This window comes from Lactobacillus sp. (genome assembly GCF_051873315.1).
In the GTDB taxonomy this organism is placed as follows: Bacteria; Bacillota; Bacilli; order Lactobacillales; family Lactobacillaceae; genus Lactobacillus.
This window is the reverse complement of the sequence record NZ_JBJEES010000046.1, coordinates 1-10,770: the sequence shown is the minus strand read 5'-3', so window position 1 is coordinate 10,770 and position 10,770 is coordinate 1. Positions and strand designations below refer to the sequence as shown.

The following is a 10,770-nucleotide window of genomic DNA, read 5'->3' as shown; positions in this document are numbered from 1 at the left end:
AAATATTACAGGATGGTGAAATTTTTTAACAAGTTTTAGAAAAAGGCTAGGAAATCGCCGGAAAATAGAAAAAAGTTCTCCAGGACTGAAAAAGCGGTGAAAATAGCAGAAATTACTCTCTTTGTAAGTTCGAAAAGGCTTGAATAAGTGGTAAAATTTCAGTAGAGAGATTTTTTATTTTTTGAAATGATAGGAGCACTATATGACTCAAGTACTATTGTTTGCTACAGATAATCAAAACAAGGTTAAGGAATTGCAGGAAGCTTTCAAGAAGGCTGGTCTGGACATCGAGCTTAAGTCAAATGCAGATTTGGACAACCCGCCATACGTCAACGAAAAGGGCACGACTTTTGAAGCCAACGCTAAGCTGAAGGCCCACGCTTTGGCAGACTTCAGCAAGCTGCCAACTTTGGCTGACGATTCAGGCTTGCGGGTTAAGAAACTGAATGGCGCTCCTGGCGTTCACTCAGCCCGCTACGGCGGTGAAGCCCACAACGATGCTAGAAACAACGGCAAGCTTTTGGCAGCCTTGGGCGGGGTTCCGCAAGACCAGCGTCAAGCCAAGTTTGTCACTACCCTGGTCTTGACCATGCCAGGCCACGAAGACAAGGACCTGGTTGTAACTGGCACCTGCGAAGGTGAAGTGCTGGCAATTCCTCGCGGCAAGGATGGCTTCGGCTACGACCCGCTCTTCTACGTACCAAGCAAGGGCAAGACTTTCGCTGAAATGACCACTGAAGAAAAGAACGAAGTTTCCCACCGGGGCAAGGCAGTCAAGGCTTTGATCGAAGAACTGCCAGCCTGGTTCGCTCAATTCAACTAAGATCAAATAAAAAATGCTGGGCCGCGGCTCAGCATTTTTAGATCAAGCTTTTTTACTATTGTTGATGATGACTGGTTCCTGGCCAAATTTGATCTGGTTGACCCGTAAGTACTGCAGGTAGGTCTGCCAGTAGGCCTGACGGATTTTGCCTTCAAAGCCCGGCTTGACCTGGAAGTGGACCCGGTAGGTGATGGTCTGCCCCTGCTGGCTGACAACCCCAATTTGGGTTGGCCCGCTGACCAGCTTGTCGTGCCAGTCAAGCAGCTTTTCATCAGCTTGGTCCAGCAGGCTGGCCAGCAGCTTGAGGTCGGTGTCCGCATCCAGGTTCATGTCCAGGTTAAGGCCAATCCCGCCGTGAGTCAGGTTTCTGACGATGGAAATCTGCCGGTTGGGGATGAAGATCAAGGTACCATCGGTGGTGACGATCTGAGTGGTTCTGAGGCCCAGCTGGGTCACGGTCCCGGTTTCAGTGCCGATTTCGACATTGTCGCCGACGTCATACTGGCCTTCACTTAAGATAAAGAAGCCGTTGACCAGGTCACTCATGAAGCCCTGGGCGCCAAGGCCGATGGCCAAGGAGAAGATCCCGGCACTGGCAATCAAGGTGCCGACGGGGATGCCCAGGATGGTCAAGATGGAGTAGACATAGAAAAAGACCATGGTGTAGCGGAAGAGGCTGTTCACCAGGGCTGAGATGGTCTGGGACCTCTTTGACAGGACCAGCTTGTCGTTGTGCTTGTCCAGGTAGCGCTTGATGATTTTGCGGCCAAAATGGCTGACCAGGTAGAAGACCAGGGTGGAAATCAGCAGCTTCCAGAGGATGGTCACGCCGCTGGTAAAAAGCTTGTCGACGTCGATGGAGATGCCGGCAATTTTGAAATCAAGATTTTTCATTGAAAAAATGCTCCTTTCAGCTATGCTTAAAGGATAACAGAAAAGCGGGCAAAAACTTCGGAAAATCTTTCGATTGTGTCTAAATCGTTTTCATGCTAGACTTTTTTTAGAAAGGAAAGGAAGCAAGCTATGACAATTTCATTTGGCGCTTTAGCCGGTTTGATCGCGGCCATTGCCTTTTTGGTACTGGTCCTGTTCACGATTCCCATGTTGCTTAATGTTTCTAAGACTTTGAAAGAGGCTGAGAAGACAGTCCAATTGACCAATGATTCTTTGGCCAAATTGACTAACGACATGGATGACTTGATGAAGCAGACCGGCGGACTCTTGGAAAAGACCGACGCGCTTTTGCAAGACGTCAATGGCAAGATGGAAACTTTGCAGCCGGTCGTGCAGGCCGCAGCTGACCTGGGCCAAAGCGTCTCAGACATCAACGAATCATCCAAGAAGATGATCAACAAGGTTTCCAATGCCCACTTTACCCGGACGGGAATGATCACTTCCGTAATTACGTCGGCTTTTGCCAGACATTTCCGGCGGAAGGGTCAGGATTAAGAAAAGGAGAACAACCATGAGCAAATTTGGTAGCTTTTTATTAGGGGCCGTCTTTGGGGCTGCTGCTGGGGTTGCAGCTGCCAGCCTGATCTCAGACGACAAGATTGAAGAAGTCAAGGACAAGCTTAAGAGCAATCCAAACGTTGAAGACTTGAAGGAAAAGTACGACAACGGGACGGAAATCTTGAAGAATCAACTGGCTTCTTTCCCAAAGAACATTGAAGATGATTCTGAACTGAAGGACTTCGACGACATCGTAATCGATGATTCAGCTAACCAGCCTGGCGAACAAGACGCCAGCGACCTGGACAATGCTGAAAAGAGCGAAGAAGGGGAAGAGAAGCCGGAAGAACCAAGTGCACCGGCTGAACCAACCACGCCGACTAGTCCAGATCAAGAATAGTAAACGCGAATATAAAAAATGACGAGCCGCAAGACTCGTCATTTTTGTTTGTTTTTCATTCTTATTCCTTAACCGGCAGAACCTTCAATTCCTTGCTGGTGTGGGTGAATGGCTTGAAGCCTTCCTTGGTGAGGACCCCGCAGTCTTCGATCCGGACGCCGGCAAAGCCTGGGATGTAGATCCCTGGTTCAATGGAGAAGCACATGCCTTCTTCCAAAACGACGTCGTTGCCGTTAGCGATGGATGGGAATTCATGAACTTCCATCCCGATCCCGTGGCCCAAGCGGTGGATGAAGTATTCACCATAGCCAGCGTCAGTGATGATCTTGCGGGCTACCCCGTCAAGTTCGCTGGCCGTCATGCCTGGCTTAGCCGCGTCGATGGCTGCTTGCTGGGCAGTCCGGTTGACTTCGTAGATTTCCCGCATCTTGTCAGTCGGTTCCCCGTAAGCAACCGTCCGGCTGGAGTCAGAAGCGTAGCCTTCGTGCATGGTCCCTAAGTCAAAAAGCACCAGTTCGTTTGGCTTAACTTGGTTCATGCTTGGCCCTTGGTGGGGGTTAGCCGCGTTCTCGCCGGCTTGAACGATGGTGTCAAAGCTGGTCTGCATCACGCCCTTTTGCAGCTTCAATTGGTATTCAATCTGGCTGACTACTGCCCGTTCGGTAACCCCGTTTCTGAGGGCTTCAAAACCGATCTGGAAGGCAAAGTCGGCTTCTTCCCCGGCCTTGCGCATCTTAACCAGTTCGCTTTCTGTCTTAAAGAGGCGGATGTGGGCAATAAAGTCAGACAAGTCCTTGGAGAAGTCAGCGTCCGGGAATTGAGCGTGCAGGGCCTGGTAGTGGGCAACCGTCAAGCCGTTCTTTTCGACAGCCCAGTTTTGATAGTCCTTGGTCCGCTTCTTGATTTCGTCAGCGATCTTGCTCCATGGGTCTTCGCTGTCCAGGTAGCCGACCACGTCCCCGTCCCAAGCAGATGCCTTGGCTTCTTCATAGTTCAAAGCCGGGCAGAAGAGGAAGGGTTCAGCGTCCTTGAAGGCGAAAAGCTTGAAGATTCTTTCTTCAGGATCAGTAATGAAACCCGTGAAATAGTTGATGGTAGTCGGGCTGGAAACGTAGGCCACGTCCATCCCGTTTTCCTGCAGCCAGTTTTGTAATTTGTCTAAATTCATGGCAAAATTCTCCTTACTAATGAAATTAACCTCAGTATAGCACTAAAAAAACTGAAAAAATCTGAAAAAGTAGCTGTAAGCGATTGCACCAAAAGCGTTCTCATGGTATCATTAAATCAGTAATTAGTATTTAGATAGGTGGGGCTGTTATTATGCATAAGCAAGATGTAACCATTTACGATGTTGCTCGGGAAGCCAAGGTCTCAATGGCCACGGTTTCCCGGGTAGTCAACGGCAACAACAATGTCCGTAAGGAAACCCGTGACCGGGTCATGGAAGTTATCAAGCGTCTGCACTACCAACCAAACGCGGTAGCGCAGGGTCTGGCTTCAAAGCGGACCACAACGGTCGGCTTGATCGTGCCGGACTTGACCAACTTGTACTTCGCTGAATTGTCAAAGGGGATCGACGACATTGCCGTTTTGTACAAGTACAATATCATCATCTCCAGCGTGGAAAACCGCTTGATGAAGGAAGACGCCGTCATTCAAGGCTTGCTCAACAAGCAGGTTGACGGGGTCATTTACATGTCCAACAAGCTGTCTGAAGAAGCAGCTGAAGCCTTCAAGCGGACCGACACGCCAGTAGTTTTGGCCGGAACTGTTTCCGACAACCTGGAATTTCCGTCAGTCAACATCGACTACAAGAAGGCCGACACGGAAGCTTTGAACCTGCTCTTAAACGACGGCAAGAAGAAGCTGGCCTTGGTTGTAGGCGACAAGGAAGCGCCAATCAACCGGGACCACCGGATTCCGGCCTTTGAGAAGTTCGTGGCTGACAATGAACTGGAAGGCTGCGAGATTTTTGACAGCATCAAGGACTACTCCGACGGCTACAACCTTTACCCGGAACTGGCCAAGAAGGGGATCAACGGGGCCATCGTCACCAAGGACGTTTCCTCAGTTGGCCTGCTCAACTCAGCTTTGGACCGCGGGGCTAAGGTGCCGGAAGACTTTGAAATCGTTACGGCCAGCGCGACCCAAATCGCTTCAGTTGTCCGGCCAGCCTTGACCACGATCAAGCAGCCGCTCTACGACTTGGGTGCCGTGGCCATGAGAATGCTGACCAAGCTGATGAACGATGAAGGCCTGGAAGACAAGCACATCGTTTTGCCATACGAACTGATCAAGAAGCAAAGTACCTTGAACAAGTAAGATTTTTCTAAAGAGCCTGCCAAACGGCGGGCTCTTTTAGTTTCGTCCGGGCAAAGGCAACTGAACTTTGTGTTACAATCTTTTTATAAGAATGGGGGACACAAATGGATCACTTATACGAGCAATTTGACTTGATCGAAGAGATTACCAGAAATGACGGCAGCCAGTACTATGAAATTTCCAACATCGACCAAAATGGCTTCGCGGAACTGGCCGTCAACAATGGCTTAATCAAGAATGTGCGGATTCTGGTTATCAACATCCCGCGTACCAAGGCGCTGGAAACCTACGAGCAGTACATTAACAAGGCCTACCAGCTGCATACTTTGATGAATGAAGAAGACTGGGAGAACCCGCAATGGGTGGAATGGGACAAGCCCAAAGGTCCAGTTAGGGATGCTTATGAAATGGTTTTGAAAGCCAACAAGATCGGCTAGGAGGAAGATAATGGAAACTTTGCGGATTTTGCATACCAACGACCTGCACTCGCACTTTGAGCATTTTCCAAAAATCAGGCGTTATTTGCACCAGGTGCAAATAACGGCGACGGCCGACCAGGTATTGACCTTTGACGCCGGCGACTTTATGGACCGGTCCCATCCCTTGTCTGATGCTACAGAAGGCCAGGCCAACATCCGCTTGATGAACGACTTTCATTATGATGCCATTACGATCGGCAACAATGAGGGGATTTCCAACCCCCATGCCGTTTTGGAGCGGCTTTTTGACCACGCCAACTTCCCGGTCCTCTTGTCTAACCTCAGAGAAGAAGACGGCAGCTGGCCGGCCTGGGCCAATGACTACAAGATCATCAAGACCAAGAAGGGGACCCGCCTGGCACTAGTGGGCTTAACCGCCGCTTATCCGCTGACTTACGGGCCTAATCATTGGCAGATCAAGATGCTGGGCGAGACCATGGACCGGGTTTTGCCGGAAATTGCCGGCAAGTACGACTGCTTGATTCTGATCACCCACGTGGGCCTCAGAATGGACCAGTGGCTGGCCAAGCACTACCCGGAAATTGACCTGATCGTGGGCGGGCACAGCCACACCCTTTTGGAAAAAGGGGTCAAGGAAGGCCACACTTGGATCACCCAGACGGGCAAGTGGGGCAATTATGTGGGCGACATCAGCTTGGAAATCGGCGATGACCACAAGATCCTTTCGATTAAACCAACTACTGTGCCAGTGGCGGATTTGCCAAGTGAGGAAGGCGATGAAGCAGAAATTGCTGCCTTATATGATGAAGGGCAAAAGATGCTGCAGAGCCGGCAGGTGGCAGACTTGCCAGAGAAGTTCAAGGATGACAAAATGGCGGCTATTGACGTTTCCCTTGAAGCGATCGCTGACTTTGCCGGAACCGACCTGGCCATGCTCAGTACAGGCCTCTTTTTGACTCCGTTCAAGAGCGGCCTCATCAACCAGTTTGACCTCCAGCATGCCTTGCCGCACCCGATGCATGTCGTCCGGACCACCCTTTTAGGCCGGGACTTGTGGCGGCTGGTCATGGAAGTGGAAAAAAACCGGCATTTTTTGGAACATTACCCATTGATTGGGATGAGCTTCAGAGGAAAGATTTTTGGCGAGGTCTACTACAAGGGGATCAAGTATGACCGGATGACCAGGAACGTTTTCGTCAACGGGCAATTGCTGGATCCGGCAGAAGAGTACAAGATTGCCGTCTTGGACCACTATGTCTTGATTCCGTTTTTCCCGACTTTGGCCATCGTCGGTGAAAATGAATTCCTCTTCCCGCAGTTCTTAAGGGAAGTCGTAGGTGACTACTTAGGCCGCAAATATCCTGTAAAAAAAGAAGGTGAACTTATTGAGGAAAGAGCAGAAAGAAGCGAAAAAAGATAAAGAGAAGGAGAAAAAGCTGAAAGAAGCTAGGGGCAGGAAAGAGCAAAAAGAAGAAACAGCTGAAGCCAAGCCCCTCCACCCTTTGGCAGAAGTCGTGGTTGCCGGCGAAAAGGTCGTGATCAACCAGCGCGAATACCGCCTTTTGGTCAACCAGCGGGATGCCTTGGACCGGGAAGTCTTGAAGCAAAAGTACGATCCATACCTGGACCAATACGATTACCTGGTCGGGGATGTTTCCAGCGAGCACCTGCGCCTTAGGGGCTTTTACAATGACTATGTCAAGACCTCCATTGACCGGAAAAAGTCGACTATCGTTGACTACTTGACTGAATACTGCAACCCGGGCGCTCCTTACTTCATCTTGGAGTCCCTCCAGCCAAGCCGCAAGCCCCGGCCGACCCAGCGCCGGCGGCCAGCCAAAAAGCGGCCGAAGAACAAGGCGGCTTTTACCGAGAGAAAGGTCAAGGACGGCCGGCCCAAGAAGGGCAGCTATGCCGAAGGCCGCAAGAAGAACCGCCGGCACAAGGCATTTGTGATTAGAAAGAAGAAGCCGTGAAAGATTACCGCTTATTTTTGATTGATTTGGACGGGACGATTTACCGGGGCAAGGAGACTATTGAATCCGGCGTCCGCTTTGTCAAGCGCCTGGATGAGGCGGGCCTTGACTACTTATTTTTGACCAACAACACGACCAGGACGCCCCAGATGGTGGCTGACAAATTGGCCGGGCATGGGGTCAAGACGGATGTTTCCAAGATCTACACGCCCAGCATGGCCACGGCCAGCTATATTTTGGAAAAAGAGGCGAAAAGGCCGATCGGTGTCTATATCATTGGACAAATTGGCCTGTGGAAGGAAATCCTGGACCGGCCGGAATTCTTCTATGACGAGGAAAATCCTGACTACGTGATCGTGGGGATGGACACGGATTTGACTTACCACAAGCTCATGGTGGCCACCCGCTGCATTCACCGGGGGGCGGTCTTTATTGGCACCAATTCCGACCAGAACCTGCCGGTGGGCAAGGAACTGCGGCCAGGCAACGGCTCAATTTGCGCGGCTTTGGAAGTCGCCTCTGGGCAAAAGCCGCTTTTTATCGGCAAGCCGGAAGCCATCATCGTTAACCGCGCCTTGGACTTAGCCGGCGTAAAGGCGGAAGAAGCCTTGATCGTTGGGGACAACTATCCAACCGACATCATGGCCGGAATCAACAGCGGAGTCGACACCCTTTTGACCTTGACCGGGGTGACCCAAAAGGCGGACCTGGCCGGCCTCACGCCGCCGACTTATTTAGTGAATAATTTGGACGAATTTAGCCTATGAAAAATTTTTTGAGCAAACTGGGCCAGCCCCTTTTTCATTTTCTATTCGCGGTCTCCAGTGCCGTCGTCGGCGCGATCGTGGTCAGCTGGCCCCTGCTTTTGCTTTTTACCTTGCTGGAGAAGACTCACCAAACGGTCAACCTGACCGTGGGCCAGGTCATGAGCAATTACAACCAGCTCCTGCTTTACCTGGTCTGGCCCGGTCAGACCAAGCTCAAGATGAGCAACTTGCCAACTTCGGCTTCAGCGGCTTCCCACTTTGCCGATGTCAAGAATCTCTTTATTCTGGCCGAGCTGGTTTTCCTCTTATGTTTGGCCCTTAGCAGCTATTTTCGCAATTACAAGAAGCCAATTAAATTGACCCAGACCCAAGCTCTGCTCTTGATGCTGCTGCCGGTCGTGGTCATGCCTTTTGCCTTGACCGACTTTGACAGTTTCTTCCGGGTCTTCCATACTTTCTTTTTCCGCAATGACAACTGGCTTTTTGACCCGGCGACTGATCCAATCATCAACGTCTTGACGGAAGGTTTCTTTGCCTCCTGCTTTGCCGTTGGCGGAGCGATTTATGAGCTCTACCTGGCCCGGTATTTGCTGAAAAAGTAAGCTGGAAAGTATTTAAACAGAATATAGACCGAAAAAAATAAGGACCGTCAGGTCCTTATTTTTTGTCTGCTTTAATTGTCGAACTTTTGCTCGCGCCGCATGGTCATTCTCTTCTTCAAGGCCACAACCATGATTGGCACGACCGAAACCAGGATGATGCCGATCACGATCAAGGAGAAGTGGTCCTTGACGACTGGGAAGTTGCCGAAGAAGTAGCCGATGCTGGTAAAGAGGGCCGTCCAGAGCAGGCCGCCCAGGATGTTGTAAATGACGAAGGTCCGGTAGTGCATCTTGCTGCCCCCGGAAATGAAAGGCACGAAGGTCCGGATGAAGGGGATGAAACGGCCGATCACGATGGTGATGGAGCCATGTCGTTCAAAGAATTTCTCCGCAGCCAGCCGGTTGTTTTCGTTGATCAGCTTGTTGAACCAGCTGTGCTTGGCCCCGGAAGTGACTGACCACTTGCCAATTTCGTAGTTGATGCTGTCACCGATAATGGCGGCAGCCGCGGCAGTAACGTAGAGCAGCCAGACATTTAAGCCGTATTTTGGATTGGCGGCCATGGCGGCAGCCGCGAAGATCAAGGAGTCACCTGGCAGGAAGGGGAAGATGACCAGACCAGTTTCGATAAAGATGATGGCAAAAATGATCCAGTAGGTTCCCGCCCCAAATTGGTTGACAATGGTGACCAAGTGGTCATCGATGTGCAGGATAAAATCGATCAATGGCATGTATTAACCTCAGTTCTTATTTCTTAACTTTTCTTTTTACTTTTTCAGCTAAATACTAGTTGAGTGGATAGTCAGGCTCTTTTCCGGGAAGAGGTCTTGCATGATCGCGTTGACTGCAATCTGGGCTTCCCCAAAACCGATCCCGATAACTGGCACCCGGCCCGGGTAGCCGCAGGCATCGCCAATGGCATAGATGCCAGGCACGCTGGTTTGCATGGACCGGTCAACAGAAATGAGTCCTTGATCCAGGTCAACTCCCCACTTGCTGACGAAGCGGTTGTCGGCCCGGAAGCCGTAGGCGACCAGGATTTGATCAAAAGTTTCCTGAGCGACTTCATCTCCGCCGACCTTTTTCAAGGAAATTTGCAGCTGATCATTTTTAACCTGCATGCTCTTTGGCAGGTAAGGGGTCTTTAAGGTCACCTTTTGGTCAGCCTTCAAGTTTTCCACGCTGCTTTCCATGCCCCGGAACTGGTCGCGCCGGTGGACGAGGGTGACGTCAGCAATCTGGGAAAGCTCCTGGGCCCAGTCAAGGGCCGTGTCCCCGCCGCCGAAGATGCCGATCTTCTGGCCGGCAAACTGGTCAGGCTTTTTGAAAAAGTAATGGATGTGGTCTTCAGCCTCCGGGGTTGCCTTGAGTGGGAACTTTTTAGCCTTGAAGGCCCCGTTGCCAGTTGCCACGATAATGCTGCGGACCTGGTATTCGCTATCGATCACGAAGTCGTCAGTTTTCTCCAGCTGGCTGACCTTGTGGCCGGTGACCAGGTCCTGGTCGGTCAAGTTGCCTAAAAGGCGCTTGGTCAAGTCAGCGGCGGTGATTTCATCGAAGACAGGGATGTCCAGGATCTTCTTGAAGGGGTAGAGCATTTCCGGCTGGCCGCCCGGTTCGTTCAAGGATTCAAGGATAACCGTCTTTAAGCCATGCAGGCGGGCGAAGTAGGCCGCGAAGAGGCCGACTGGTCCAGCACCAATCACGGCAAGATCATATTGTTTGATAAGCGAGATCTCCTTTCGAAAATATACTAAAACAACTTTACCATAGAACGCCGGCAAAATTAATTAAGAAGCGAAACGAAAAAAGTAAAAAACTTGTTACAGAAATTTAAAGCTGAAAACGGCAAAAATCGAACTATTATTTCCTGAAAAAGCGAATTTTTCAGCTAAAGGCAGAAAAGAGAAATATAAGCAGAAAATTATCTGTCACAACACCGCCGGGTGCACCAATCATAAAACGAATGAAAAAGCAAATTTGACGAA

Annotated in this window: 13 protein-coding genes; 9 read left to right on the top strand and 4 right to left on the bottom strand. The window is 50.6% G+C overall.

Translation table 11 applies throughout. The features are described from left to right. Positions 1–202: 202 nt before the first annotated feature. Positions 203–823, top strand: a complete 621-nt coding sequence (locus ACI32D_RS02590; RefSeq protein WP_439775093.1) for an XTP/dITP diphosphatase — start codon at positions 203–205, stop codon at positions 821–823. A gap of 42 nt (positions 824–865) precedes the next feature. Here the strand turns inward: ACI32D_RS02590 and ACI32D_RS02585 are convergent, their stop codons facing one another. Further along, positions 866–1,717, bottom strand: coding sequence for a mechanosensitive ion channel family protein (locus ACI32D_RS02585; protein ID WP_439775092.1), 852 nt, complete (start codon positions 1,715–1,717; stop codon positions 866–868). 129 nt (positions 1,718–1,846) lie between these two features. Between ACI32D_RS02585 and ACI32D_RS02580 the strand changes: the two genes are divergently transcribed. Both ACI32D_RS02580 and ACI32D_RS02575 read left to right on the top strand, forming a co-directional pair. Next, entirely contained in the window at positions 1,847–2,272 is a 426-nt protein-coding gene (locus ACI32D_RS02580; protein ID WP_439775091.1) for a DUF948 domain-containing protein, read from the top strand. A 16-nt stretch (positions 2,273–2,288) separates the two neighbouring features. Then, positions 2,289–2,675: a DUF1269 domain-containing family protein gene (locus ACI32D_RS02575; protein WP_439775090.1), complete on the top strand. Its 387-nt coding sequence runs from the start codon at positions 2,289–2,291 to the stop codon at positions 2,673–2,675. A gap of 61 nt (positions 2,676–2,736) precedes the next feature. Here ACI32D_RS02575 and pepQ read toward each other — a convergent pair whose 3' ends face one another. Then, a complete protein-coding gene (pepQ, locus tag ACI32D_RS02570) occupies positions 2,737–3,843 on the bottom strand; it encodes a Xaa-Pro dipeptidase (protein ID WP_439775089.1) in 1,107 nt (368 codons plus the stop codon). A 152-nt stretch (positions 3,844–3,995) separates the two neighbouring features. Here pepQ and ACI32D_RS02565 point away from each other — a divergent pair, with 152 nt between their 5' ends. The 6 genes from ACI32D_RS02565 to ACI32D_RS02540 all read left to right on the top strand — a co-directional run bounded on the left by ACI32D_RS02565 (position 3,996) and on the right by ACI32D_RS02540 (position 8,782). Further along, positions 3,996–4,997 (top strand): substrate-binding domain-containing protein, encoded by a 1,002-nt coding sequence (locus ACI32D_RS02565; protein ID WP_439775088.1) that lies wholly within the window; start codon positions 3,996–3,998, stop codon positions 4,995–4,997. A 104-nt stretch (positions 4,998–5,101) separates the two neighbouring features. Further along, complete coding sequence (locus ACI32D_RS02560; protein WP_439775087.1) at positions 5,102–5,434, top strand: hypothetical protein; 333 nt, start codon at positions 5,102–5,104, stop codon at positions 5,432–5,434. A gap of 10 nt (positions 5,435–5,444) precedes the next feature. Further along, positions 5,445–6,857 (top strand): bifunctional metallophosphatase/5'-nucleotidase, encoded by a 1,413-nt coding sequence (locus tag ACI32D_RS02555; protein ID WP_439775086.1) that lies wholly within the window; start codon positions 5,445–5,447, stop codon positions 6,855–6,857. Continuing rightward, positions 6,823–7,413 carry a YutD family protein gene (locus ACI32D_RS02550; protein ID WP_439775085.1) on the top strand — a complete coding sequence of 197 codons (591 nt, stop codon included), beginning with the start codon at positions 6,823–6,825 and terminating at the stop codon, positions 7,411–7,413. The genes ACI32D_RS02555 and ACI32D_RS02550 overlap by 35 nt, the downstream gene beginning before the upstream one ends. Next, positions 7,410–8,180: a TIGR01457 family HAD-type hydrolase gene (locus ACI32D_RS02545; RefSeq protein WP_439775084.1), complete on the top strand. Its 771-nt coding sequence runs from the start codon at positions 7,410–7,412 to the stop codon at positions 8,178–8,180. The genes ACI32D_RS02550 and ACI32D_RS02545 overlap by 4 nt, the downstream gene beginning before the upstream one ends. Then, a complete protein-coding gene (locus ACI32D_RS02540) occupies positions 8,177–8,782 on the top strand; it encodes a TIGR01906 family membrane protein (protein ID WP_439775083.1) in 606 nt (201 codons plus the stop codon). The genes ACI32D_RS02545 and ACI32D_RS02540 overlap by 4 nt, the downstream gene beginning before the upstream one ends. A gap of 71 nt (positions 8,783–8,853) precedes the next feature. On the opposite strand, the gene ACI32D_RS02535 is transcribed toward ACI32D_RS02540, so the two are convergent. After that, the gene (locus tag ACI32D_RS02535; protein ID WP_439775082.1) at positions 8,854–9,513 is read right to left on the bottom strand and encodes a VTT domain-containing protein; all 660 of its coding nucleotides are present in this window, start codon (positions 9,511–9,513) and stop codon (positions 8,854–8,856) included. Positions 9,514–9,561: 48 nt separating this feature from the next. Next, positions 9,562–10,488: an NAD(P)/FAD-dependent oxidoreductase gene (locus ACI32D_RS02530; RefSeq protein WP_439775081.1), complete on the bottom strand. Its 927-nt coding sequence runs from the start codon at positions 10,486–10,488 to the stop codon at positions 9,562–9,564. Positions 10,489–10,770: the final 282 nt, after the last annotated feature.

Coding starts and splice junctions, on each gene's coding strand:
- ACI32D_RS02590 (WP_439775093.1), top strand. CDS start 203: ATGACTCAAGTACTATTGTTTGCTACAGATAATCAAAACAAGGTTAAG.
- ACI32D_RS02585 (WP_439775092.1), bottom strand. CDS start 1,717: ATGAAAAATCTTGATTTCAAAATTGCCGGCATCTCCATCGACGTCGAC.
- ACI32D_RS02580 (WP_439775091.1), top strand. CDS start 1,847: ATGACAATTTCATTTGGCGCTTTAGCCGGTTTGATCGCGGCCATTGCC.
- ACI32D_RS02575 (WP_439775090.1), top strand. CDS start 2,289: ATGAGCAAATTTGGTAGCTTTTTATTAGGGGCCGTCTTTGGGGCTGCT.
- pepQ (WP_439775089.1), bottom strand. CDS start 3,843: ATGAATTTAGACAAATTACAAAACTGGCTGCAGGAAAACGGGATGGAC.
- ACI32D_RS02565 (WP_439775088.1), top strand. CDS start 3,996: ATGCATAAGCAAGATGTAACCATTTACGATGTTGCTCGGGAAGCCAAG.
- ACI32D_RS02560 (WP_439775087.1), top strand. CDS start 5,102: ATGGATCACTTATACGAGCAATTTGACTTGATCGAAGAGATTACCAGA.
- ACI32D_RS02555 (WP_439775086.1), top strand. CDS start 5,445: ATGGAAACTTTGCGGATTTTGCATACCAACGACCTGCACTCGCACTTT.
- ACI32D_RS02540 (WP_439775083.1), top strand. CDS start 8,177: ATGAAAAATTTTTTGAGCAAACTGGGCCAGCCCCTTTTTCATTTTCTA.
- ACI32D_RS02535 (WP_439775082.1), bottom strand. CDS start 9,513: ATGCCATTGATCGATTTTATCCTGCACATCGATGACCACTTGGTCACC.